General features: G+C 70.5%; 25 protein-coding genes. 8 read left to right on the forward strand and 17 right to left on the reverse strand.

Annotated elements, in window-relative coordinates:
- Nucleotides 1–491: 491 nt before the first annotated feature.
- Entirely contained in the window at nucleotides 492–1,415 is a 924-nt protein-coding gene (locus AB0K00_RS32750; protein WP_363528274.1) for an MHYT domain-containing protein, read from the reverse strand.
- A gap of 99 nt (nucleotides 1,416–1,514) precedes the next feature.
- A complete protein-coding gene (locus AB0K00_RS32755; protein WP_363528277.1) occupies nucleotides 1,515–4,235 on the reverse strand; it encodes a DEAD/DEAH box helicase in 2,721 nt (906 codons plus the stop codon).
- 21 nt (nucleotides 4,236–4,256) lie between these two features.
- On the opposite strand from AB0K00_RS32755, the gene AB0K00_RS32760 reads away from it, so the two are divergent.
- Nucleotides 4,257–4,997 carry an HAD-IA family hydrolase gene (locus AB0K00_RS32760; protein WP_363528280.1) on the forward strand — a complete coding sequence of 247 codons (741 nt, stop codon included), beginning with the start codon at nucleotides 4,257–4,259 and terminating at the stop codon, nucleotides 4,995–4,997.
- Nucleotides 4,998–5,107: 110 nt separating this feature from the next.
- Nucleotides 5,108–5,482: an Hsp20/alpha crystallin family protein gene (locus AB0K00_RS32765; RefSeq protein WP_363528283.1), complete on the forward strand. Its 375-nt coding sequence runs from the start codon at nucleotides 5,108–5,110 to the stop codon at nucleotides 5,480–5,482.
- Here AB0K00_RS32765 and AB0K00_RS32770 read toward each other — a convergent pair.
- Nucleotides 5,479–6,357, reverse strand: a complete 879-nt coding sequence (locus AB0K00_RS32770; protein ID WP_363528286.1) for a YegS/Rv2252/BmrU family lipid kinase — start codon at nucleotides 6,355–6,357, stop codon at nucleotides 5,479–5,481. The genes AB0K00_RS32765 and AB0K00_RS32770 overlap by 4 nt on opposite strands.
- Nucleotides 6,358–6,676: 319 nt before the next feature.
- Between AB0K00_RS32770 and AB0K00_RS32775 the strand changes: the two genes are divergently transcribed.
- Nucleotides 6,677–7,234 carry a peptidase inhibitor family I36 protein gene (locus AB0K00_RS32775; RefSeq protein ID WP_363528289.1) on the forward strand — a complete coding sequence of 186 codons (558 nt, stop codon included), beginning with the start codon at nucleotides 6,677–6,679 and terminating at the stop codon, nucleotides 7,232–7,234.
- A gap of 120 nt (nucleotides 7,235–7,354) precedes the next feature.
- Here AB0K00_RS32775 and tatC read toward each other — a convergent pair whose 3' ends face one another.
- The 5 genes from tatC to AB0K00_RS32800 all read right to left on the reverse strand — a co-directional run bounded on the left by tatC (nucleotide 7,355) and on the right by AB0K00_RS32800 (nucleotide 11,338).
- Entirely contained in the window at nucleotides 7,355–8,296 is a 942-nt protein-coding gene (gene tatC, locus AB0K00_RS32780; protein WP_363528553.1) for a twin-arginine translocase subunit TatC, read from the reverse strand.
- 77 nt (nucleotides 8,297–8,373) lie between these two features.
- Nucleotides 8,374–8,640, reverse strand: a complete 267-nt coding sequence (gene tatA, locus AB0K00_RS32785; RefSeq protein WP_363528292.1) for a Sec-independent protein translocase subunit TatA — start codon at nucleotides 8,638–8,640, stop codon at nucleotides 8,374–8,376.
- 188 nt (nucleotides 8,641–8,828) lie between these two features.
- Nucleotides 8,829–9,119 carry a hypothetical protein gene (locus AB0K00_RS32790; RefSeq protein WP_363528295.1) on the reverse strand — a complete coding sequence of 97 codons (291 nt, stop codon included), beginning with the start codon at nucleotides 9,117–9,119 and terminating at the stop codon, nucleotides 8,829–8,831.
- Between the two features lie 195 nt (nucleotides 9,120–9,314).
- Nucleotides 9,315–10,280: a WYL domain-containing protein gene (locus AB0K00_RS32795; RefSeq protein WP_363528298.1), complete on the reverse strand. Its 966-nt coding sequence runs from the start codon at nucleotides 10,278–10,280 to the stop codon at nucleotides 9,315–9,317.
- Nucleotides 10,277–11,338 (reverse strand): WYL domain-containing protein, encoded by a 1,062-nt coding sequence (locus AB0K00_RS32800; protein WP_363528301.1) that lies wholly within the window; start codon nucleotides 11,336–11,338, stop codon nucleotides 10,277–10,279. The genes AB0K00_RS32795 and AB0K00_RS32800 overlap by 4 nt, the downstream gene beginning before the upstream one ends.
- Before the next feature lie 113 nt (nucleotides 11,339–11,451).
- Between AB0K00_RS32800 and AB0K00_RS32805 the strand changes: the two genes are divergently transcribed.
- A complete protein-coding gene (locus AB0K00_RS32805; protein WP_363528304.1) occupies nucleotides 11,452–12,558 on the forward strand; it encodes a DUF3866 family protein in 1,107 nt (368 codons plus the stop codon).
- Here AB0K00_RS32805 and AB0K00_RS32810 read toward each other — a convergent pair.
- From AB0K00_RS32810 to rfbA, 5 genes are all read right to left on the reverse strand, one after another.
- Nucleotides 12,520–13,104, reverse strand: a complete 585-nt coding sequence (locus AB0K00_RS32810) for a hypothetical protein (RefSeq protein ID WP_363528307.1) — start codon at nucleotides 13,102–13,104, stop codon at nucleotides 12,520–12,522. The two genes, AB0K00_RS32805 and AB0K00_RS32810, sit on opposite strands and share 39 nt — an antisense overlap.
- The gene (locus AB0K00_RS32815; RefSeq protein WP_327010803.1) at nucleotides 13,101–13,316 is read right to left on the reverse strand and encodes a hypothetical protein; all 216 of its coding nucleotides are present in this window, start codon (nucleotides 13,314–13,316) and stop codon (nucleotides 13,101–13,103) included. Before AB0K00_RS32815 ends, AB0K00_RS32810 begins: the two co-directional genes overlap by 4 nt.
- Before the next feature lie 25 nt (nucleotides 13,317–13,341).
- Nucleotides 13,342–14,700: a Pup--protein ligase gene (gene pafA / locus AB0K00_RS32820; protein WP_363528310.1), complete on the reverse strand. Its 1,359-nt coding sequence runs from the start codon at nucleotides 14,698–14,700 to the stop codon at nucleotides 13,342–13,344.
- 49 nt (nucleotides 14,701–14,749) lie between these two features.
- Entirely contained in the window at nucleotides 14,750–15,349 is a 600-nt protein-coding gene (rfbC, locus tag AB0K00_RS32825; protein WP_363528313.1) for a dTDP-4-dehydrorhamnose 3,5-epimerase, read from the reverse strand.
- 64 nt (nucleotides 15,350–15,413) lie between these two features.
- Nucleotides 15,414–16,283, reverse strand: coding sequence for a glucose-1-phosphate thymidylyltransferase RfbA (gene rfbA / locus AB0K00_RS32830; RefSeq protein ID WP_363528316.1), 870 nt, complete (start codon nucleotides 16,281–16,283; stop codon nucleotides 15,414–15,416).
- Nucleotides 16,284–16,356: 73 nt separating this feature from the next.
- On the opposite strand from rfbA, the gene rfbB reads away from it, so the two are divergent.
- Genes rfbB through AB0K00_RS32850 form a run of 4 tightly spaced genes read left to right on the forward strand, consistent with a single transcriptional unit; the run spans nucleotide 16,357 to nucleotide 19,292 of the window.
- Nucleotides 16,357–17,334 (forward strand): dTDP-glucose 4,6-dehydratase, encoded by a 978-nt coding sequence (gene rfbB, locus AB0K00_RS32835; protein ID WP_363528319.1) that lies wholly within the window; start codon nucleotides 16,357–16,359, stop codon nucleotides 17,332–17,334.
- 29 nt (nucleotides 17,335–17,363) lie between these two features.
- Nucleotides 17,364–18,200: a dTDP-4-dehydrorhamnose reductase gene (gene rfbD, locus AB0K00_RS32840; RefSeq protein ID WP_363528322.1), complete on the forward strand. Its 837-nt coding sequence runs from the start codon at nucleotides 17,364–17,366 to the stop codon at nucleotides 18,198–18,200.
- On the forward strand, nucleotides 18,197–18,604 hold the full coding sequence (locus AB0K00_RS32845; protein ID WP_363528325.1) for a DUF2304 domain-containing protein: 408 nt from the start codon (nucleotides 18,197–18,199) through the stop codon (nucleotides 18,602–18,604). The genes rfbD and AB0K00_RS32845 overlap by 4 nt, the downstream gene beginning before the upstream one ends.
- The gene (locus AB0K00_RS32850; RefSeq protein WP_363528328.1) at nucleotides 18,591–19,292 is read left to right on the forward strand and encodes a glycosyltransferase family 2 protein; all 702 of its coding nucleotides are present in this window, start codon (nucleotides 18,591–18,593) and stop codon (nucleotides 19,290–19,292) included. The genes AB0K00_RS32845 and AB0K00_RS32850 overlap by 14 nt, the downstream gene beginning before the upstream one ends.
- Before the next feature lie 404 nt (nucleotides 19,293–19,696).
- Here AB0K00_RS32850 and AB0K00_RS32855 read toward each other — a convergent pair whose 3' ends face one another.
- The 4 genes from AB0K00_RS32855 to prcA form a co-directional block, all read right to left on the reverse strand.
- Complete coding sequence (locus AB0K00_RS32855; RefSeq protein WP_327010795.1) at nucleotides 19,697–20,017, reverse strand: hypothetical protein; 321 nt, start codon at nucleotides 20,015–20,017, stop codon at nucleotides 19,697–19,699.
- A complete protein-coding gene (locus AB0K00_RS32860; protein WP_203846664.1) occupies nucleotides 20,014–20,289 on the reverse strand; it encodes a hypothetical protein in 276 nt (91 codons plus the stop codon). The genes AB0K00_RS32855 and AB0K00_RS32860 overlap by 4 nt, the downstream gene beginning before the upstream one ends.
- Nucleotides 20,290–20,543: 254 nt before the next feature.
- Nucleotides 20,544–21,185 carry a hypothetical protein gene (locus AB0K00_RS32865; protein ID WP_363528332.1) on the reverse strand — a complete coding sequence of 214 codons (642 nt, stop codon included), beginning with the start codon at nucleotides 21,183–21,185 and terminating at the stop codon, nucleotides 20,544–20,546.
- A gap of 290 nt (nucleotides 21,186–21,475) precedes the next feature.
- Entirely contained in the window at nucleotides 21,476–22,345 is an 870-nt protein-coding gene (gene prcA, locus AB0K00_RS32870) for a proteasome subunit alpha (protein ID WP_363528335.1), read from the reverse strand.
- Nucleotides 22,346–22,378 lie beyond the last annotated feature (33 nt).

Genomic DNA, 22,378 nt, shown 5'->3' on the forward strand with positions numbered 1-22,378 from the left:
ACGTGCCCGGCGCGGGCGTCGGCGAGGCAATCCCCGCCAGCAATCACACCTTCGACACCTCTCGCATGATCGGCGGTTGCCCGCTGCCACCGCCGTCCGCGCACCACGCCCGGTGGATGTAGCGGCGTTCCGGGCGCGTGTCAGGGGATCTCACGTTCGACCCCGAGCATGCCCGGCGCGGGCGTCGGCGAGGCAATCCCCGCCAGCAATCACACCTTCGACACCTCTCGCATGATCGGCGGTTGCCCGCTGCCACCGCCGTCCGTGCACCGCGAAGGCAGGCGGTTCCGACGGCCGGGGCTGCCCTTTGACCTTGCACAGGTCGGGCGCGATCCTAGGCGGAACGTTTTGTGGTGACAAATCACCACAAAACGCCACCTTCAACCGACAGGGCGGGGTGCGGGCAGGGCTGGATACAGCGCTGCCGCCGGGCGGAAGGCCGTCGGCGGCAGTGCGGTGGCTGGGTGCTGTGGGTCCGGTGCGGTGGCTGGTCAGCGGCCGCGTTGGCGGCGGGCGTCGGCGATGCCGTTGGCGGCGCGGGCCGAGAACGCCTGGCCCGTGCCCGGGGCGGCCGGGACGGCCGGAGCGCTGTTGGAGCCGCCGCCGAAGACCGGGCCGGCCGTGGCGGTGCGCATGGCCTCGCCGGCGGCGATCTTGTCGCGGACGGCGGCGGCCTCGGCCTGCTCGCGCTCCGAGGGGACGGCCATCACGGCGCTGGCGAGGGCGATGACCACGACCAGGACGAACAGGACGATCGGGGCGAGGAACCAGTTGACGTCGACGCCGGGGACCGTGGCCAGGTTGTCGGTGGTGATGTTGACGTGCATGGCCGCCATGCCGGTGTAGTGCATGCCGCACACGGCGACGCCCATCACCGCCGCCGCCGCGATCGTGGCGGGGATGCCGCGGACCACGACGGTGAACCAGAGCGCGACGGTCGCGGCGACGACAGCAATCGCGTAGGAGCCGTAGAAGAGGTCGCTCTTGTAGTCGAACGAGCCGTTGATCTGCATCGCGGCCATGCCGGTGTAGTGCATGAAGGCGACGGAGACGCCGGTGATCGGGCCGCCGATGAGGACCTTCAGGATCGACGGCTTGCCCATGCCGACGATGAACAGGCCGATGCCGACCGTGATCACGGCGATGAAGAAGCTCGCGACGGTCATGGCGACGTCATAGCGCAGCGGGGAGCCGGTGACACTGAAGCCGATCATCGCCATGAAGTGCATGACCCAGATGCCGGTGCCGCCGATCGCCCAGGCTGCCAGGATCAGCAGCCAGGCGCGGCGGCGCGTGTCGGTGGCGGCACGGGCCCGTGCCGTGCTCACCAGGCCGAGGAGGGAACCCAGGAACGACATCGCGTACGCGAAGATCGGGGTGATCGGCCCGTACGTGAAGTGGTGCAACTCTCCCACGATGATTCCTCCCGCGCCGGAAACGTCTCACCGGCGAGAGCATCATTGCGGATCCAAACAAATTTTTCTAATCCGGACGTGTGAAAACTCGCTGTGTGACTACGCCATGACGCTGTAGGCCAAGACGCCGCGGGTCATGGCGGCCATCGCCTGGCGGGCGGTGCGCCGCACGGTGTCGGAGGCGCCTGGGGCGTCGGCGAGCTGGCCGAGCAGGTCCAGGACCTGCCTGGACCAGCGGACGAAGTCGCCGGCGGGCATGTCGCCCTCCAGGCCGTGCACGCTGCCGAGCACTTTGGTGAGCGACTCGCCGCGGGCCCACCGGTACACCGGCCAGACGAAGCCGAGGTCCAGCTCCCGGGTCAGTTGCAGGCCCCGCGAGTCCTCGTCCTCGCGCAGGTCGGACCACAGCCGCAGGGTGGCGTCGATGGCGTCGGAGACTTCGCCGCGCGGGATGGAGGCGCGGTCGTCGGACTCGCGCCGGGCCTCGTAGACCAGGACGCTGGCGGCGGCGGCGAGGTCGGCGGCGTCGAGCTTGTCCCACACGCCGCGGCGCAGGCATTCGGCGACGAGGAGATCGGTCTCGGACCAGATGCGGGCCAGCATCCGGCCGGCGTCGGTGACGGTGCCGCCGGCGGAGAGGTATCCGCGGTCGGTGAGCAGGCCGCAGACCCGGTCGAAGGTGCGGGCGAGCGAGCCGGTGCGGTTGGCGACCTTGCCGCGCAGGGCCTCGGTGTCGCGCTCCAGGCGCCACCGCCGCTCCGCCCAGCGGGCGTGCTCCTCGCGCTCCGGGCACTGGTGGCAGGGGTGCCGGCGCATCGCGGCGCGCAGCTGGTCGAGCTCGTTGTCCTCCAGCGCGGCGCTGTTGCGGGAACGGCCGCGGTTGCGCGCCGGCGGGTCGAGCTCGAGGCGGCGCAGCTGCGCGGCGAGGTCCCGGCGGTCCTGGGCCGAGCGGTAGTTGAACTGTTTGGGAACTCTGACCCGGCCAAGCGACTCGACGGCCGCGGTGAAGTCGGCGCCGGAGATCCGGCCGGCCCACCGGTCCTCGGTGAGCACGAGCGGGCGGGGCTCGCCGAAGCCGCGGCCGCCGACGCCCGGGTCGATGATGATCGCGAGGCCGGCGCGGCGGCCGGTGGGCACCCGGATGACGTCGCCCGGGCGCAGCCGCTCCAGGGACTCCAGTGCCGCCGCGCGGCGCTGCTGGACGCCCTGCCGGGCGATGGCGCGCTCGCGCTCGGCGATCGCGACCCGGAAGGCGAAGTACTCGTCGAAGTCGCCGAGGTGGCAGGCGGTCTCCGCGCCGTAGGTGGCGATCGTGTCGACGTTGCGCTGCACCTGCCGGGCCATGCCGACCACCGACCGGTCCGCCTGGAACTGAGCGAAGGAGCTCTCGAGCAGCTCCCTCGCGGCGGGGACACCGACGCTGCCGACGAGGTTCACCGCCATGTTGTACGACGGGCGGAAGCTCGACTTGAGCGGATACGTCCGGGTGGAGGCGAGCCCCGCCACGTGCCGCGGGTCCAGCTCCGGCGCCCAGACCACGACCGCGTGGCCCTCCACGTCGATGCCGCGGCGCCCGGCCCGGCCGGTCAGCTGCGTGTACTCCCCCGGGGTCAGGTCGACGTGCGCCTCGCCGTTGTACTTGACGAGCCGTTCGAGGACCACGCACCTGGCCGGCATGTTGATGCCGAGGGCGAGGGTCTCCGTGGCGAAGACGGCCTTCACCAGGCCGCGGACGAACAGCTCCTCCACGACCTCCTTGAACGCGGGCAGCATGCCGGCGTGGTGTGCGGCGAGGCCCCGCTCGAGGCCGTCGAGCCACTCCCAGTAGCCGAGCACCTGCAGGTCCTCGCTCGGGATGTGCTTGGTGCGGGACTCGACGATCGTGCGGATCTCGACCCGCTCGTCGGGTGCGGTGAGCCGCAGCCCGCCGGCGAGGCACTGCTGGACGGCGGCGTCGCAGCCGGCGCGGCTGAAGATGAACAGGATGGCCGGCAGCAGCCCTTCCCGGTCGAGGCGTTCGACGATCTCCGGGCGGTAGGGGCCCTTGCGCCGGCCATTGCGGTTGCCGGCCAGTTCGGCGCGGCGCAGCATCTCGCGGTGGTACCGCAGCAGCTCCGGGTGCACGTCGTGCTTCTGTGCCGCCTCGGCGTCGTGGAACAGGTCGAACATCCGCCGGTCGATCAGCATGTGCTGCCACAGCGGGACCGGCCGGTGCTCGCTGACCACGACCGTGGTCTCGCCGCGCACGGTGACGAGCCAGTCGGCGAACTCCTCCGCGTTGGACACGGTCGCGGAGAGGGAGACCAGGGTCACCGACTCGGGCAGGTGGATGATCACCTCTTCCCAGACCGCGCCGCGGAACCGGTCGGCGAGGTAGTGCACCTCGTCCATGACGACGAAGGAGAGGCCCTCCAGGGTCGCCGAGCCGGCGTAGAGCATGTTGCGCAGGACCTCGGTGGTCATCACCACGACCGGCGCGTCGCCGTTGATCGCGTTGTCGCCGGTGAGCAGGCCGACGCGCTCGGCGCCGTAGCGCTGGACGAGGTCGTTGTACTTCTGGTTCGACAGCGCCTTGATGGGTGTCGTGTAGAAGCACTTGCGTCCCTGGCGCAACGCCAGGTGGACCGCGAACTCGCCGACCACGGTCTTGCCGGCGCCGGTCGGCGCGCACACCAGCACACCCGTGCCGCGCTCCAGGGCGTCGCACGCGTCGGCCTGGAACTCGTCGAGCACGAAGTCCAGCTCTTCGACGAATTCGGTCAGGGCAGGACGCTGAGCCCGCCTTTGGGCCGCTTCGTACCGCTCGGCGGGGGTGGTCATGACCCCAAGGCTAGGCGAAAGATGCCCGGATCCGCTCATGGGTATCGTGCTGGCGTGCCGGAAAGCGCTGAACCACCAAGTACATGGCGGCCCGTCGAGGCCGTGCTCCTGGATTTCCACGGGACGATCGCGCAGGTGGAGGACCCCGTCAGGTGGGTGACGTCAGCGGCGTCGAGCCTCGGCACGACCCTGGACCGGGGGCGGGCCACGGTGCTCGCCGACCGGCTCACCACGGCGGGCCGGGCCGGCGGGCCGAAGCCGCACCGGGTGCCGGCGCACCTCGCGGAGGTCTGGGCCGACCGGGACCTGTCCGTGCAGGCACATCGGGCCGCGTATTCGGGGCTGGCCGCCACCGTGGACGCCGACCTGGCCGGAGCCCTTTACGACCGGCTGCTCATCGCCGACGGCTGGCAGTTGTACGCCGACACCATTCCCACCCTCCAGGCGCTGCGGGCGCGTGGCGTGCCGGTCGCGGTGGTCTCCAATATCGGGTTCGACCTGCGTGACCTGGCCGCCCAGCTGGGCTTCGCCGACCTGGTCGACGCGTTCGTGCTGTCCTACGAGGAGGGCCGCTGCAAGCCGGATCCGGCGATCTTCTGGAAGGCGTGCGCGGCGCTGCGCACCGACCCGGAGCGGACGCTGATGGTCGGCGACTCCCCCGCCGACGCGGGTGCCGCCGCCGCGGGCTGCAGCGTGCTTGTCCTGCCTGAGAGTGACCCGGGCAAGGTGCACGGCCTCAGCGCGGTGTTGCGCCTGCTTTAAATGTTGCCGTCGGTGGGAACCACTGTCGCAACACCGCCTGTGCGCTTGTCGGCTCCCCGCCAGGCGGCGACAGTGCAGAGACACAGACCGTTGACTTCCGGAGGATCATCATGCCGTTGAACCGTTGGAACCCGTCGGACGCACTCGCCCGCATCGAGTCCGAGGTCGACCACGCCGCGTCCCACGCCCACTCAGCCTCCGTCAACACCAGCACCGAAGGCGACGACCTCGTCATCACCGTGGACGGCGTCGACCCGTCCGACGTCGACGTGCAGGTCTCCGGCGGCCGTCTGACGATCAAGGGCGGCGGCGGCACCAGCACGTCGGAGCACCGTTCCGAGGGCGGCGCGACGTTCAGCTCCAGCTCCTCGAGCTCCAGCTCGTTCAGCCGCAGCTTCTCCCTGCCCGACGGCGTCACCGAGTCCGACGTGTCGACCACCCCGTCGGCGAACGGCGTGACCGTCCGGATCCACAACGCCGCTTAGGCGATCAGCCGCAGCGCGCCTGGGACACAGGTGATCGTCACGGGGAGCGGGCAGATCCGCTCCCCGTCGGCGTATCCGGTGACCCCTTCGGCGGCCAGTTCGACGGTCCTCGCCCGGTAGGTCGACACGCGCGGGTCGAGCACGTGCGTTCCCTTGAACACCTTCGGCCGCAGCCGCATCAGGGTGCGCCGGTTGAGCGGTTCGGCGACGACCACGTCCAGCAGCCCGTCGGTCGGGTCCGCACCTGGCACGATCCGGAATCCCCCGCCGTAGCTCTCGGTGTTGCCGATCGCGACCAGCACCGAATCGAAGACGCGCCGTTCGTTGTCGAGGCTCATGGTGTACCGACGGCTGCGCAACGCCAGGAGTTCGGCGACGATGGCGAGGTTGTAGCGCTGCGGCCCGCGGGGCCAGCGCATCCGGTTGGCCCGCTCGTTGACGAACGCGTCGAACCCGGCGGCCATGACCGCCCCGAACCACGCCGTCGTGCCGTCCCCGCCGGTGACCTTCGCCAGGTCCACTGCTCGTGTCGTGGTGCTGCGCGCGATCGTGTCGGCGGCCTGGAGCGTGTCGTCGGGCAGTCCGAGCCGGACCGCGAAGTCGTTGCCGGTCCCGGCGGGCACGATCCCGAACGCCGCCCCGGTGCCCGCGACCGCCTGCAGCCCGAGGTGCACAGTGCCGTCGCCGCCCATCGCCACCACGGCACGCCCGCCGGCGACCGCCGCCCTGCCCTGCTCGATCATGCCGTCGCGACTGGTCGCGGTGACCACGTCGACCGCGTGCCCGCCGGCCTCGAGCCGCGCCACCACCTCAGGCAACAATCCGGCCCGCCGCCCTTTACCGGCGGTTGGGTTGGCAAGCAGCGCAATGTTCACGCACGAATGTTAGGGCCTTCATCCCCACCCGCACAGCGGCCCGTCTGCGCAGGCCACGGCGCTCCGACCACGGCCGGCACCGCGCAATGCCGCCGCAGGCAGCGAAGAGCAGGCGAGTAGTCATTTGATAGTGGTCAATGAAAAAATGGCGATGGAACGAATCGAATTCGAAACTGACAGATTCACGATGCCCTGTGACCGGAAACACAAAGGGTTCACAATCTGCATTTTATTGACTACAGTCGATTTCAATTGTTTCCGGATGAGTAGAGGGGAACTCATGAAAGCAATGACACGAATCGGGACGGCGGCAATTGCCGTGCTGGCCGCCGTCGCACTGGGCGCATCGCCGGCCAGCGCCGAGCCGGTCGGCGTGGCCCAGATCCGGGCGGAGCTCAGCAAGCAGCCCACCACCGCGGCCCAGCTGCAGCGGAAGATCGACCTCCAGCTGAAGCTGGCTCCGGGTGGGACGCAGATCAGCGCGAACGAGGTGTCCTACAACAACGGCCAGTTCGTCGTGACCTACGCATTGCCGAATTCCATTCAGGCCGTGCAGGCGGCGGCGGACTGCCCGTCGAACTGGTTCTGCTTCTACGACGGTGCGAACTTCACCTATCCGCGAGGCAAGCTCAGCTCCTGCGGCTGGCAGGACCTCGGAGCATACGGATGGGCCGACCGGACCAGCTCGGTCGACAACGGCAGCGGCAGCCAGATCATCTTCATCAATCACTACGACCAGGGCAACCCCAACAACGGGCACATCCACGACGTGGAGTTGTTCCGGGTCAACAACTGGTCGCAGAAGTCGACGCTGCCGTCCACGGCAGACGACGCGGCAAACCACGTCAACCGTATTCAGGGCTCGTGTGGGCCGTGACAGTGACGGTTGCTGAATAGCAGACCGGAAACAGCACCGCGCCCGCCGGGTTTTCACCATGGCGGGCGCGGTGGCGGTCGGTGGGCCGCCTGCGTGCGGCGGCCGTCGAGCGGGGTTGGATCAGGTGATGTCGTCGTAGCGGCTGTCGAGCGAGCGGGGGCGTTCGATCGGGGCCGGGGCGTCCACCGGGGTGGGGCGCTCGATCGGATCGTAGCCACCGACCGCGGTCGCGGCCGCGACCGGCTCGGGAGCGTAGTCGTCGAGAGAGGAGATCTCGTCGTCGTCCAGGTTCGCGTAGGACGGGCGGTTACGGCCGCGACGGCGGTCGTTGAACAGCGCGAACCCGACGGCGGCGAAGTAGAGCGTCGACAGGGCCAGGGCCAGTGCCGTCATGCCGAACGGGTCGGCGGTCGGGGTGGCGATGGCGGCGAAGACGAACGTGATGAACACCGCGAACCGCCACCAGCCCAGCAGCTTCCGGCCGGTGACGATGCCGGCGATGTTGGCCAGCATGACGCCGAGCGGGAACTCGAACGCCAGGCCGAACACCAGCATCATGCCGGTAACGAAGTCGACGTAGCGCGTGATCTCCAGTGTGGTGGAGATGTCCGGGCCGGTCATGTTGAGCAGGAAGATCAGGCCCTCGGAGACGACCACGAACGACAGGTAGGCGCCGGCGGCGAACAGCGGGCCGGCGAGCCCGCCGAACAGATACGCCCAGCGGCGCTCGTGCCGGTGCAGGCCCGGCGCGATGAACGCCCAGAGCTGGTAGAGCCAGATCGGACCGGCCAGGATCAACCCGATCCACAGCGACAGCTTCAGCTTCAGGACCAGCACATCCGTCACGCCCAGCTGGACGAACGGGCACTTGTAGCCGTCCGGCAGTGCGTGTGTGGCGGACTGCTGAATCGCCTTGCTGGCCATCAGGTCGCAATAGGGCTGCTGGATGAAGTTCAGCACCGGCTCCGCCACGAACCACGCGACGATGGTGCCGACCAGGATCGCGATGCACGCCCTGAAGAGCCGTGTGCGCAGCTCGCGCAGGTGCTCCATGAGAGTCATGGAGCCGTCTGCGGCGCGTTCGAACTGCGACGGCTCCTTGCGGCGCCGGGCGAGGATACTCACGGCGGAACGGCGCCTCAGCGCTCGTTGACGCGGTTGACCGGGTCTACGGTCGGAGTCGGCGACGGCCGGTTGTCGTCAATGGTGCCCGACAACGGCGACCGGCCCGACTGCGCCTCCGCCTTGGCGTCGACGTCGTCGTCGGCGAGACCCTTGGTCTCCGCCTTGATGATGCGCAACGAACGGCCCAACGACCGCGCCGCGTCAGGCAGACGCTTGGCGCCGAAGAGCAGGATCAGCACCACCACGAGCACAATGATGTGCCACGGCCTGAGTGCACCCATGTGAAGCCACCTCACAGTCTTGTATTGCCCGACCCATCGTACTGGTGACATCGGGTGACGGGCAGAGGCCGGGTTGCGGGAAGGGGTCCGGCCGCTGAAGTCCTGACGAGTGTCGACGCTGGACCGTCCGATCGTCAACCATCCGTCCGGACAAAGGCGTTAATTGCCCGGTTGATCCGCCAGGTTTCTTAACTGTTGCGGGTGATGGAGCGCTGGTCAGCGTCTTCGAGCTCGCCGCGGCGCGCCTGGATGATCAGCGCCTGCTCCTGCATGGCCTCCAGGCGGGGCTGCATCGCCTCCGCGGTCTGCTGCAGGCGGGCCAGGTGGGGCTGCAGTCGCTTCTCACCGTCGAGAAGCCGCCGCTGCAGCGACAGCGCAGTGTTACCGAACTGACGCACTCGCGCCGCCGTCGACATCACGGCGACGCCGAGAACGATGAGTGAGAGCAGAACGATGCCGCCCGAGATCCACCAGAGCACGCCACGACATTAGTGCACCGCGATCCACCCGGCAGCGCGGCGCACGGCGGGCGCACGGCACGGATGCGCGACGCGGCGCACCTTCGGCCAGTGCACGGCACGGATGCACGGCGCGGCGCGCTGCCGGTCGGTGCACGGCACGACGCACGGCGCGATGCACGCGGCCGGCGCACCGGGCGATGCACGGGCACGGGCTCAGGGCAGGGCGGGCACCGGCGCGTCGTAGGCGGCCAGTGCGGCCCGGGCCGTGTCGGCGACCGACGCGGCCAGCTCCGGCGGCGACACCACGGTCACCTCGGCGCCGAGGCCGAGCACCATCCTGCGGGCCCAGTCGAGGTCCGAGGCGCGCAGCGACACCGTCCAGTGCTCCCCCGGCCCGCGCACGACCTCCTCGCACGGATACTGCTCGGTGATCCACCGGGCGCCGCGGCCGACCCGCAGCGTGACGAGCGGCAGGTCCGGCGTGGGGCGGAACAGGGTGCCGGTGCGGGTGTCGGTCGGCTGGGCCTGGACGGGCACGCGGGCGGGCTCCTCCAGCTCGGTGGAGGCGTCGATGCGGTCGACCCGGAACAGCCGGACCGCCAGGGCGCGGCGGCACCAGGCCTCGAGATAGGCCCAGCGGCCGACGACGAGAACCCGCATCGGGTCGACGACGCGCTCGGAGGTCTCGTCGCGGGTCGCCGTGTAATACGTGATCCGCAGCGCGTGCCGGCGCTCGACGGCACCGCGGAGCTCTTCGAGGCGGTCGGCGTTGCCGGGGAGGCGGACCGCGACGGGCGCGTCGGCGAGGTCCCCGGCGGCGTGCTCGATCTTGGCGAGGGCGCGGTGGACGCCGTCGCGCTGGGCGACGCCGGGGGTCTCGGCGAGCATGCGCAGCGCGACGATGAGCGCGAGGGCCTCGTCGGGCGTGAGGCGCAGCGGCCGGTCGATGCCGGCGTCGTACATGACGGTGACGCCGTCGCCGATGAACGCCATGTCGATGAGGTCGCCTGGGCCGTATCCGGGCAGGCCGCACAGCCACAGCAGCTCGAGGTCGTCGCGGAGCTGCCGCTCGGTGATGTCGTGGTCCTGGGCCGCCTCTGCCAGGGTGATGCCGGGCCGGGCCTGCAGATACGGCACCAGGTTGAGCAGCCGGCCGAGCCGGTCGACGGAGTTGGTCACACCGCCACCTCGGTCCGGCCGGGGACGTCGGCGAAGCCCGGAACATCCGCGCCGCCGGGCTCGCCGGCACCGCCAGGCTCGCCCGCACCGCCGGGCGCGCCGGCGACGATCGCCTTGAGCCGCTTGACGACCTCCTCGCGCAGCTCCGGCGGGTCGAGCACGACGACGTCGGCGCCATAGCCGACCAGCCAGCCGGCGAAGAAGTCGACGTCGGCGTAGCGCAGCGAGAGCCGGTCGCCTTCGGGCGAGGGCACGCACGTCTCCGCCCAGCGGCGCACGCCCGCGGCGCGGCCGGGCCGCACGAGGACGGTGGCGCGGCTGGTGCGCTCGACCGGGCCGCTGGTCTTCGCGACGTAAGCGATCAGGTCGACCTTCGGCGGCTCGTATGCCCCGCGCCGGCCGACCCGGCGGATGCCGCTGACGATCCGGGACAGCCGGAAGCAGCGCTCGGCGCCGCGCTCCAGGTCGTGGCCGACGACATACCACCGGCCGCGCCAGCACACGACGCCCCACGGCTGCAGCTTGCGGGTGCGGGCGGCGTCGCGCTCGGGCACGTGGTAGTCGAAGGTGACCGCCTGCCGGTCGCGGACGGCGGCGGTGAGCGGCTCGAACGCGGGGTCGACGGTGACGACGGCCTCGACGCCGAGGGTGGCGTGCGGGTCGACGTCGATGCCGCCGGCGCGCAGCTTCGCCAGTCCCGAGGACGCGGCGGCGGCGAGGCCGGTCTGCTGCCAGAGGCGGGCGGCGATGCCGACGGCGGCCGCTTCGTCCGGTGCCAGGGGGATGTCGGGCAGCGCGTATTCGCGGCGGGCGATGCGGTAGCCGGGCTCGTTGTCCCACACCGACGGCGTGCCGATCTCCAGGGGCACGCCGAGCTCGCGCAGCTCGGCCTTGTCCCGCTCGAACTTGCGCTGGAACGCCTCGTGGTCGCGCTCGTCCTCGGGGTCGTGCTCATAGCCGGGCACGATGGAGGCGATCTGACCGGCGGTCAGGAAGCGGCGTGTCGAGAGCAGGCAGATCACCAGATTGACCAGGCGCTCGGTTCGGGTCCGCGACACGCAGCGAACCTACCAGCCCGAACGCGTGTCCCGCGTCGCCCACGCGGTGACCGTTCGGATCGTCACGGCACCGTCACGGGACGCACCCGCGGGGGCCGCGATAGGTTGTCCCGATGATCCGCTGGCGCTGGGGGACGGTTGTCGCGCCCCGCACTTCGTGGCACGGCAGCGTCGAGGTCCAGGTGGCCGTCGAGGCGCGCCGGCCGGACGATCCGGCGCAGGTGCGGGCCCTGGCCTATCCGGCGCTGGTGGGCACGCCGCGGGTCGGTGACCGGGTACTGCTCAACGTCAACGCGCTGGCGTTGGGCCTGGGCACCGGGGGGTACGCGTTGATCGTCGCCATTCCGGATCGCCTGCCGGACGACGTCGACGTGCCTGGTCACGTGGTCAAGGCGCGCTACACCCCGTTGCAGGCGGTCGTCCTGGCCGCCGACGAGGAGGCGTCACCGCTGCGCGCCGCGCTCGCCGACAAGACCGACATTTCGGGTATGCCGGTGGTGATCGCCGACCTGCATTCGGCGCTGCCCGCCATCCTCGCCGGGATCCTCGCCGACCGGCCCGCCGCCAGGGTCGCGTACGTGATGACCGACGGCGGCGCGCTGCCGGCCTGGTTCTCCCGCACCCTCGACGCGTTGCGCCCCATGCTCGCCGGCACGGTCACCACCGGCCAGGCGTTCGGCGGCGACCTGGAGTCGACGAACGTGCACAGCGGCCTGCTCGCCGCCCGCCACGGCCTCGGCGCCGACCTGGCGATCGTCACGCAGGGCCCGGGCAACCTGGGCACCGGCACGTCGTGGGGCTTCTCCGGGGTCGCCGCGGGCGAGGCGGTCAACGCGGTCGCGGCGCTGGGCGGCCAGCCGGTCGCCGCGCCCCGCATCTCCGACGCGGACCCGCGACCCCGGCACCGTGGGGTGTCGCACCACAGCCTGACCGCGTTCGGGCGGGTCGCCCTCGCGCCGGCGGACCTGGTCGTGCCGTCGGACCTGCCGGCGGACCTTTCGCTGGACGTACACGGGAAGCTGCGGAACATCTGCCCGCCGCACAGGATCGTGCCGGCCCCGTCGCAGGATCTGGAGCCGGCGCTGCTGGCCCTGCCGGTGCGGCTGTCGACGATGGGCCGTGGCTACGAGCAGGACCGGGCCTACTTCCTGAGCGCGGCCGCCGCGGGGCGGGTCGCCGGGTCAGGCCTTGGCGAGCGCGGCGTTGGCGACGGACTGTAGCTGGCTGAGGTGGTTGGCGTCGGGTGCGGCGGCGGCCACCAGGTAGACCGCGACGATCGCCTTGCCGCGACGGGCGAGGAGCGTCTTCGACTTGTCGCTGAGCGCGGCCTCACCGACGCCGCCGACGGCCTCGAGGGACTTGATCGTCGTCCACAGCTTCTGCGACTGGGCCGCGTCGGGGAACGTCAGCGCGACCACCGTGACCTGGTCGCCGCCGCCGTTGCCGAACGGGCACATCCGGGCGCGGGCGTTCAGGCCGAGGCTCTGCACGGCCTGGCCGTACTGCGCGACCGCGGCGGCGCCGTCACCGGCGCTGGCCTGCACGGACAGCCCGCTGGCCTTCTGCACCTGGGCGGCGGTGACCAGGCCCTGGCAGCCGTCGGAGTTGACCACCGGCGGGAGGCTCGGCGAGGGCAGCGGCAGCGCCTGCGCCTCGCTGGAGGTGGTGGGGGCGACGGGCATCGGCGTGCGGCGTTCCCCGTCGTCGGTGCAGCCGGCAAGGAGCAGGACGGCGGCCGCACCGATCGCGGCGCGTTTCAGCATCACGAGAACACCGCCAGCGCGGTCACGGCGGCGATGATGAGCACCAGGATGAGGGCGAGGACCCAGGTCGGGATGGCCGGGCCGTCGGTGCGGTTGCGCTCGATCTCCTCGCGGATGCGCTGCAACCGGCGACCGTGGCGGTTGGACCGCGGCTTGTCCGGGTTGTCACTCGCCTTGGGCTTGGGGGCGGGCTGGCCGGCGGGAATGTCATCCATAGCGCCGGCCAGCCTAACCCAACGTTCACATACTCGCGATCAGCCGGTCGACGCGCTCGTCGTAGGCCCGGAACGGGTCCTTGCACAGCACGGTGCGCTGCGCCTGGTCGTTGAGCTTCAGGTGGACCCAGTCGACGGTGAAGTCGCGGCGGCGCTCCTGCGCGTGCCGGATGAACTCACCGCGCAGGCGGGCCCGCGTGGTCTGCGGCGGGGTTTCCTTCGCCTCGAAGATGTCGAGGTCGGTGGCGACCCGGTCGACCTTCTCGCGCCGTTCCAGGAGGCCGTAGAGGCCCCGGCCGCGGCGCAGGTCGTGATACGCCAGGTCCATCTGCGCGACCCGCGGGTGTGACAGCGGCAGGTCGTGCTTGTGCTGGTAACGCTCGATGAGACCGAGCTTGGTCACCCAGTCGATCTCCCGCTCGACCTCCTTGAGGTTGCCGCTCTCCACCGCGCTGAGGACGCGGCCCCACAGCTCCATGACCCGCTTGGTCGCCGCGTCGGCGCCGCGCCGGTCGAGGAACTCGGTGGCCTTGTCGTAATACTCCTGCTGGATCTCCAGCGCGCTGACCTCTTTGCCGCTGGCCAGGCGGACCCGGCGGCGGCCGGTGATGTCGTGGGACACCTCCCGGATCGCGCGGATCGGGTTTTCCAGGGACAGGTCGCGCATGGCGACGCCGGCCTCGATCATCCGCAGCACGATGTCGGCGGTGCCGACCTTGAGCAGGGTGGTGACCTCGTTCATGTTGGAGTCGCCGACGATGACGTGCAGGCGCCGGTAGCGCTCGGCGTCGGCGTGCGGCTCGTCCCGGGTGTTGATGATCGGACGGGACCGGGTGGTCGCCGAGGAGACGCCCTCCCAGATGTGCTCGGCGCGCTGAGACAGGCAGTAGACCGCGCCGCGCGGGGTCTGCAGCACCTTGCCGGCGCCGCAGATGAGCTGGCGGGTGACCAAGAACGGGATCAGGATGTCGGCGAGACGTCCGAACTCGCCATGCCGGCTGACCAGGTAGTTCTCGTGGCAGCCATACGAGTTGCCGGCGGAGTCGGTGTTGTTCTTGAACAGGTAGATCTCGCCCGCGATCCCCTCGTCGTGCAGCCGGCGCTCAGCGTCGACCAGCAGGCCTTCGAGGATCCGCTCGCCGGCCCGGTCGTGGGTGACCAGGTCGGGCACCGAGTCGCACTCGGGCGTCGCGTATTCCGGGTGGGAGCCGACATCCAGATAGAGGCGCGCGCCGTTTCGCAGGAACACGTTGCTGGAACGCCCCCAGGAAACGACGCGCCGGAACAGATAGCGGGCGACCTCGTCGGGTGACAGGCGGCGCTGTCCCCGATAGGTGCACGTGACCCCGTATTCGGTCTCAAGGCCGAAAATTCGCCGGTCCATGTAGGAACATTAGCCGCCTGAACGCCGATCCGACCCTATTGCGCGCGGACTATTGCGTGGTGAGGCTTCGCGTGTACGCCTCGCAGGTGGTGAAGTCCGGCAGCCGGCCCGCCTCGCGCATCTCCGCGAGCGACGGTGCCGCGGCGTCCCGGGCGGACAGCTGCGGCTCGTCGGTCGGCCACACGATGCCGAGTTCCGGGTCGAGCGGGTGGATGCCGTGCTCCCCCGTCGGGTTGTAGCTCTCGGAGCACAGGTAGGTGATGGTGGCGTCGTCGGTGAGCGCGCAGAAGCCGTGCCCGAGGCCCTCGCTGACGTAGAGCGCCCGGCGGTCGACGTCGTCGAGCTGCACGCCCTCCCAGCGGCCGAATGTCGGGGATCCGACCCGGATGTCGACGACGACGTCGAGCACGGCACCCCTGGTGCAGGTGACGTACTTGGCCTGGCCCGGTGGTACGTCGGCGAAGTGGATGCCCCGCACAACCCCCCGCGCGGACACCGACAGGTTGCCCTGCGCCAGCCGCAGCGGGTGGCCGACCTCGGCGCTGAGCTGCTCGAACCGGTAGAACTCCAGGAACAGCCCACGGGGATCGCCGCGCTGCACCGGGGTGATCTCCCAGGCACCGGCGATCGAAAGCTGTCGGAACTTCACGTGTGCGGCCCCACCCGTCGCGATGTCGTTGTGTTGCTCGGTCGGCTCATTGTGGGGGTGGCGCTCAGGCTTCCCAATCGAGCAAATGGATCAGGTACTCGCCGTAGCCACTCTTGCGCAACGGCTCGGCCAGTGCCCGCAGCTGTGCGTCGTCGATGAAGCCCGCACGCCACACAACCTCCTCCACGCAACCGATCTTGAGGCCCTGCCGCTCCTCGATCACGCGGACGAACTCGGCGGCCTGGACCATCGTGTTGAACGTACCCGTGTCCAGCCACGCCGTGCCGCGATCCAGGATCGCGACGTGCAACTCGTCGCGCTCCAGGTAGGCCGCGTTGACCGCGGTGATCTCCAGCTCGCCGCGGTCGCTGGGCTTGAGCTCCCGGGCGATCTGGACCACCCGGTTGTCGTAGAAGTACAACCCGGGCACCGCGTAACGCGACTTCGGCCGGGCCGGCTTCTCCTCGATCGACAGCACCTTGCCGTCGGCGTCGAACTCCACCACGCCGTAGTCCTGCGGGTTGGCCACCGGGTAGGCGAAGACGCGCCCGCCCTTGAGCTCGACGTTGTCGGCGAGGCGCTGCCCGAGCAGCGCGCCGTGGAAGATGTTGTCGCCGAGCACCAGGGCGACGGTCTCGTCACCGATGAAGTCGGCGCCGATGATGAACGCCTGGGCGAGCCCCTCGGGGCGTGGTTGCGCGGCGTAACTGATCTCGAGGCCCCACTGGGTGCCGTCGCCGAGCAGCCGCTGGAACTGTTCCTGGTCCTCCGGAGTGGTGATGACGAGGATCTCGCGGACCCCGGCCATCACCAACGTGGTCAACGGGTAGTAGATCATCGGTTTGTCGAAGACTGGCATGAGCTGCTTCGACACCGCTTTCGTCAGCGGCCAGAGGCGGGAGCCGGTGCCACCGGCGAGGATGATGCCACGCACCCGGCCACCTTACGGGTTGTACAGACCCTCGGTCGACTCAGCGCCCCACCGGGTGGACTAGACTCCCGATCCCGTGAGAATCCTCGTCACCGGCGGTGCCGGGTTCATCGGCTCCCACTACGTCCGCACCCTCCTCGGAGGCGGTTACCCGGCCTATGCCGGCGCGGCCGTGACCGTGCTCGACAAGCTCACCTATTCCGGCAATCGGGACAATCTGGCGCCTGTGGCCGGCGCTGTCGAATTCATCGAGGGCGACATCTGCGACACCGACCTGGTCGAGCAGCTCATGCCCGGCCACGACGCGGTGGTGCACTTCGCGGCCGAGTCGCACGTCGACCGGTCGATCCTCGGCGCCGGGCCGTTCGTGACCACCAACATCATCGGCACCCAGGTCCTGCTCGACGCCGCGCGGCGGGCCGGCGTGGGACGCTTCCTGCACGTGTCGACCGACGAGGTGTACGGGTCGATCGACGAGGGCTCCTGGACCGAGGAGTGGCCGCTGCAGCCCAACTCGCCGTACTCGGCCTCGAAGGCCGGCTCCGACCTGCTGGTGCTCGCCTACCACCGCACCCACGGGATGGAGGTGGTGGTGACCCGCTGCTCCAACAACTACGGCCACTACCAGTTCCCGGAGAAGGTCATCCCGCTGTTCGTCACGAACCTCATCGACGGCGAGCAGGTCCCGCTGTACGGCGACGGCGGCAACATCCGCGACTGGCTGCACGTCTCCGACCACTGCGCCGGCATCCAGCTGGCCCTGGAGAAGGGCCGCGCCGGCGAGGTCTACAACATCGGCGGCGGCCGCGAGCTGACCAACAAGGAGCTCACCGAGGTCCTCCTGGCGGCGACCGGCCGGGACTGGTCCGCGGTGCGACCCGTCGAGGACCGCAAGGGCCACGACCGGCGGTACTCGCTGAGCCACGAAAAGATCAGCAACGAGCTCGGCTACACGCCCGCGGTCACGTTCGAGGACGGGATCGCGGCGACCGTGGCCTGGTACAAGGAGAACCGCTCCTGGTGGGAGCCCCTCAAGACGCGCGCGGCGCTGTGACGCGGTACCTGGTCACCGGCGCCGGCGGGATGCTCGGTCAGGACCTTCTCGCGGCGCTGGACGGCCGTTCCGTTACCGCGGCGAAGCGTGCCGACCTCGACATCACCGACCCCCATGCGGTCCACGCACTGGTCAACGGTCACGACGTGGTGTTCAACGCGGCGGCCTGGACCGATGTGGACGGCGCGGAGACCGCGTATGAGTCCGCGCTCGCGGTCAACGGCGCCGGCGTGACGGTGCTCGCCAAGGCATGCCGCGCTTATGGTGCGCGACTTGTGCACGTTTCGACGGATTACGTGTTCGACGGCGCCGGGACGTCGCCGTATCCCGAGGACGCGCCGACCGCGCCGCTGAACGCCTACGGGCACAGCAAGCTCTTCGGCGAACAGAGTCTTCGGGAGGTCCTGCCGGATTCCGGGTACGTGGTGCGCACCGCGTGGCTCTACGGCGCGCAGGGCCGCAACTTCGTCAAGACGATGCTGCGCCTGGCCGCTACCCGCGAGTTCGTGGACGTGGTCGACGACCAGGTGGGTCAGCCGACCTGGTCACGGGATCTGGCCGTTCGGTTGGTCGCCTTGGCCGATTCGGACGCCCCCGCAGGGGTGTATCACGGCACCGCGTCGGGGCAGACCACGTGGCACGGCCTCGCGCAGGCGGTGTTCTCGCTGTCTGGCCTCGACCCTGCGCGGGTCCGCCGGACCACGAGCGCGGCCTATGTGACACCGGCCGCGCGGCCCTCCTACAGCGTGCTGGGCCACGAGCGGTGGGCGGCGGCGGGGATGGCGCCGATGCGGGACTGGCATACCATGCTGACCGCGGCGCTGCACGACCCCGCGTTCGCAGCCGTCCTGGGGGGTGCCGGGTGACACAACTGACCGTCGTCACAGGGCTGACCGCCGTCGCGCTCCTGGTCTTCATGGTTGAGCTGCTGCGGCGGCGGCAACTGCAGGAGAAGTACGCGATCCTCTGGCTCGTCGTCAGCATCGTGATCCTGCCGATGGCGTTCTTCCCGAAGCTGACGGACAACGTGGCCGAGGCGATCGGGATCGCGTCCGGGGTGAGCCTCGTGCTCTTCCTCGGCATCGTGTTCCTGCTGCTGGTCACGGTGCACCTCAGCTGGGAGGTGAGCCGCCTGGAGGAGGAGACCCGGACCCTGGCCGAGGACCTGGCGCTGCTGCGCAGCGAGCTCGGCCGCCCCCGCGACTCCTCCGCGGTGCCCGCCCCTGTCTCGTCGGACCTTCCTGAACGGGCTCCTGATGATCAACGGTAAGAAGGTCCTGATCATCATTCCGGCGTGGAACGAGGCCGCCTCCATCGCCGACGTCGTCGTCGAGGTCCACGGCGAACTGCCCGGCGTCGACATCATCGTCGTGGACGACGGCTCCGCCGACGACACCGCCGTGCGGGCCGCGGGCGCGGGCGCGATCGTGGCCCGGCTGCCGTTCAACCTCGGCGTCGGCGGCGCCATGCGCACCGGGTACCGCTACGCCCGCGACCACGGCTACGACGTCGCGATCCAGGTCGACGCGGACGGGCAGCACGACCCGCGGTACATCCCGAAGCTCGTCGACGCCCTCGACGAGCACGACCTGGTCATCGGCGCCCGGTTCGCGGGCGAGGGCGGCTACAGCGTCACCGGCCCCCGCAAGTGGGCGATGCGGATGCTGTCCGCGGTGCTGTCCCGGCTGTCCAAGACGAAGCTCACCGACACCACGTCGGGCCACCGGGCCTGCAACCGCCGGCTGATCGAGTTCTTCGCGCACTGGTACCCGGCGGAGTACCTCGGCGACACGATCGAGGTGCTGGTGCGGGTCGCCCGCTCCGGCTACAAGATCACGCAGATCCCGGTGGCGATGCGCCCCCGGATGGCGGGCACGCCGAGCAACTCCCCGATGAAGTCGACGATCTACCTCGGCCGGGCGGGCATCGTCCTGCTCCTGGCTCTGATCCGCACCTGACGCGTCTGTGTGGCTGGGGGCGGCTTCTGGCCGCTCTCCAGCCACCGGGTGGCGAGCGGCCGCTGTGGTGGTCCCCGCCGGTCAGCCATCTGCGTGGTCCCGGCGTCAGCCATCGCTCGCGCGCCGCTGCCAGGTCTCGCTGGTCTCGCCGGCGTGCCTCTCGGTCTGGTCTCGCGCGTGCGCCGCTGTCTGGTCCCGCTTCAGCCGTCGATGGGGAGCGGCTCTGGTCGCGGCCCGGCTGTCGGCAGCACGTCGGGCGTCGTTGCGGCGGTCTGCTTACTTGCAACCTACACCGGCACTACAAATTGATCTCCGATGCCGTCACGGCGCAGTTACCGGCCGCGACCATCGGCCGTCGCGCACGGCGTCGTTGCTGGTCGCGGGCGTTGTCGGCTGCGGCCGGCTCAGGCGGCCGGGCGTAGCTGGGTGAGGGCGCGGACCGCGTCGGTGAGGGAGATCGGGCGGTCGCTGACCTCCGTGGCGAGGCACCATTCGACATACTGCCGCATCAGCGTCGACGGCTTCACGCCCTTGCTCTTCGCGACCGCAGCGAGGCGCTGGGCCACGTCGGACGGCAGGCGCATCGAATAGACGGCCATGACCTCCGCGTCGGGCTTCGGTGGCAGTGCCGGGACCGGCGCGGCCCGGTCGAACGTGAACTCTCCGGCGGCGACGGCCGCGACCATGGCGTCCATCTGCTGCTCGGTGAGCGGGTCGGTGTTCATGCTGCGCTCGCCTCCCACTTCTCATACTCGGCGAGCTCGTCGGGGGTCATGTCCCGTGCTCCGAGGATGCCCCAGCTGAACTGGCCTTCCTGCTTCACGACGACGATGAGAGGTCGTCCCGTGTCGGTGCGTGCCCAGATGCTGAGGGCCGGGATGCCGAGGGCGAAGCCCGGAAGGGGGCGTCGCCGTTCGGCGTTCAACGCCTGGAGCACCTCGGCGTCAGTGATCCCGACGAGTGCTGCGAGCGTTGCCGGCCACCAGCGGTACGGCATGCCTCCAATGTACGACGCGCGTCAGACTTCGTCCACGATCCGGCCGCGATGACGCCGTTAGGGCCAGGCGCGGATCAGTGGCGATCCTCCCGGGCGTATCGGTCCAGGGTGGTGGCGTACATGCGTGACACCAGCCGACCCATGGGGCCGCGATGCAGCAGGAACAGCAACGGCCTCTGACCGCGGGGTCCGACCAGTCGTAGCGGGCGACCACCCCTCATCGGAGCACACGTGCTCCGGGGCGTCCAGACACGCTACAAGCGGGCCAGCCAGGCATGTCCCGGATGCACCTGGTCCAGCAGGCCGGACAGCGTCGCGCGTTGGGACTCGGCCAGCAAGGGCAGGACGCCGTCGAAGTCGGCCTGGTCCTTGGGGCGGACGTGCTTGGCCTTGAAGAGCAGCACGAGCTCCGGCGTCAGGTAGGGGATCCCGTCCGCGGTGTGCCGGATGATTTCGGCGTACGGCAGCCGGATCGTCTCGTCCCGGCGGCAGATCCACACCGCGCCGTCGTGCGGTTCGCGGAAGACGTCGAGCAGGTAGTTTCCGGTTGCCGGGTCGCGCAGCCAGGTCTGCCAGGTGGCGCTCAGCACCGCCGGGCCCGCCGACTCCCAGATCCGGGAGGAGTCGACGGCGTCGGCGGCGAGCTCGGAGAAGCGCGAGCGGATCTGCGGGAACTGCCCGGCCGGTACGCCGATCTCGATGTCGTGGTGCTCGCGGGTCTGCTCACCGTGGAACATGTCCAGTGCCCAGCCGGCGGCGACGTACCAGGTCGCGGTGGTGCCGGCCAGGCGGTCGGCGATGTCGGGCGGCGTCCAGCAGTGCGCCCAGCGGGCTTCGAGCGCCTCGAGGTCGCCGGGCGCCACGGTGATGCCACCGCTAGGCAGCCGGTCACTCATCCGCCGAACGTATCCGGTCGCGGCGGAGCGCACGAACCCCGGCACGCCGGTCGCAGCAGAGCGCACGAACGTCGGCACAGCGGTCGCGGCCGAGCGCTGGCACACCAGGCGCCGCGGAACGCACGAACGCCGGCAACGCAAACCCGGGCACGGTGCGGCCGGGGGCAGCTGAGCGCTGGCACCCCGGCCGGTCGTCCGTTCGTTGCTGTCGCGCCGCGCTTCACGCAACCAAGCGCCACGCTTCACGCGACCAAGCACCCAGCGAGGCGACCAGGCACCCCGCAAGGTGGCTACTCGGCGGCGGGCTTGTCGCCCTCGGCCGCTGGCTTGTCACCTTCGGCCGCGGGCTTGTCGCCCTCGGCGGCAGGGGCGGGGCCGCTCGCGTTGTCCGCCGGAGTGTTCGGCGACGCCGGAGGCTGCGGCTTGTCCTCGAGGCCGTCCTCGGGGGTGGCGGCCTTCGCCGGGTCCTCGAGGATCGCGGTGAGGGCGAGCCCCGTCAGGCGGCGGAACGTGCGCCCCTGGCGGTGCCGGTCCAGGACCGCGACCTCGAGCTGGTTGGCCGCCAGCTTCCGCGGCTGGCCGTTTTCGCCGCCCACGCTGCTCAGACCCTCGACCGCGAGCTTCAGCGCCTCAGCGAGCGTCTGATCGGCCCGGAAGCGGGTCTTCACGGCACCGGAGATGGTGTCGGACTGGCCGCCCATGGTGACGAGGCCGGGCTCGTCCTGGACGGAGCCGTCGTACGTGATGCGGTAGAGCTCGTCGTCCTCGGCGGTGGCGCCGACCTCGGCGACGCAGATCTCCACCTCATACGGCTTCTGTTCCTGCGTGAAGATCGCGCCGAGGGTGCGGGCGTAGATGTTGGCGACCTGCCGGCCGGTGACGTCGCGCCGGCCGTAGGAGTAGCCGTGCAGGTCGGCGAGGCGGACCCCGGCCGAGCGCAGGTTCTCGAACTCCGGGTAGCGGCCGACGGCGGCGAAGCCGATCTTGTCGTAGATCTCGCTGACCTTGTGCAGCGCGGTCGACAGGTTCTCGGCGACGAAGAGCACGCCGCCCTCATAGCTGAGCACCACGACGCTGCGACCGCGCGCGATGCCCTTGCGCGCGTATTCCGAGCGGTCCCGCATGATCTGCTCGGGCGAGGCGTAGAACTGCATGGCCACGGGGCGGGTTCTCCTTCGGCTTTGGTGTTAGGG

It is taken from the genome of Dactylosporangium sp. NPDC049525 (assembly GCF_040676755.1).
Taxonomy (GTDB): Bacteria; Actinomycetota; Actinomycetes; order Mycobacteriales; family Micromonosporaceae; genus Dactylosporangium.

Coding starts and splice junctions, on each gene's coding strand:
- rfbD (WP_363528322.1), top strand. CDS start 17,364: ATGCTCGGTCAGGACCTTCTCGCGGCGCTGGACGGCCGTTCCGTTACC.
- tatC (WP_363528553.1), bottom strand. CDS start 8,296: ATGACTCTCATGGAGCACCTGCGCGAGCTGCGCACACGGCTCTTCAGG.
- AB0K00_RS32850 (WP_363528328.1), top strand. CDS start 18,591: ATGATCAACGGTAAGAAGGTCCTGATCATCATTCCGGCGTGGAACGAG.
- AB0K00_RS32760 (WP_363528280.1), top strand. CDS start 4,257: ATGCCCGGATCCGCTCATGGGTATCGTGCTGGCGTGCCGGAAAGCGCT.
- AB0K00_RS32765 (WP_363528283.1), top strand. CDS start 5,108: ATGCCGTTGAACCGTTGGAACCCGTCGGACGCACTCGCCCGCATCGAG.
- AB0K00_RS32755 (WP_363528277.1), bottom strand. CDS start 4,235: ATGACCACCCCCGCCGAGCGGTACGAAGCGGCCCAAAGGCGGGCTCAG.
- tatA (WP_363528292.1), bottom strand. CDS start 8,640: ATGGGTGCACTCAGGCCGTGGCACATCATTGTGCTCGTGGTGGTGCTG.
- AB0K00_RS32865 (WP_363528332.1), bottom strand. CDS start 21,185: ATGAGTGACCGGCTGCCTAGCGGTGGCATCACCGTGGCGCCCGGCGAC.
- AB0K00_RS32805 (WP_363528304.1), top strand. CDS start 11,452: ATGATCCGCTGGCGCTGGGGGACGGTTGTCGCGCCCCGCACTTCGTGG.
- AB0K00_RS32860 (WP_203846664.1), bottom strand. CDS start 20,289: ATGCCGTACCGCTGGTGGCCGGCAACGCTCGCAGCACTCGTCGGGATC.
- pafA (WP_363528310.1), bottom strand. CDS start 14,700: ATGGACCGGCGAATTTTCGGCCTTGAGACCGAATACGGGGTCACGTGC.
- AB0K00_RS32815 (WP_327010803.1), bottom strand. CDS start 13,316: ATGGATGACATTCCCGCCGGCCAGCCCGCCCCCAAGCCCAAGGCGAGT.
- AB0K00_RS32855 (WP_327010795.1), bottom strand. CDS start 20,017: ATGAACACCGACCCGCTCACCGAGCAGCAGATGGACGCCATGGTCGCG.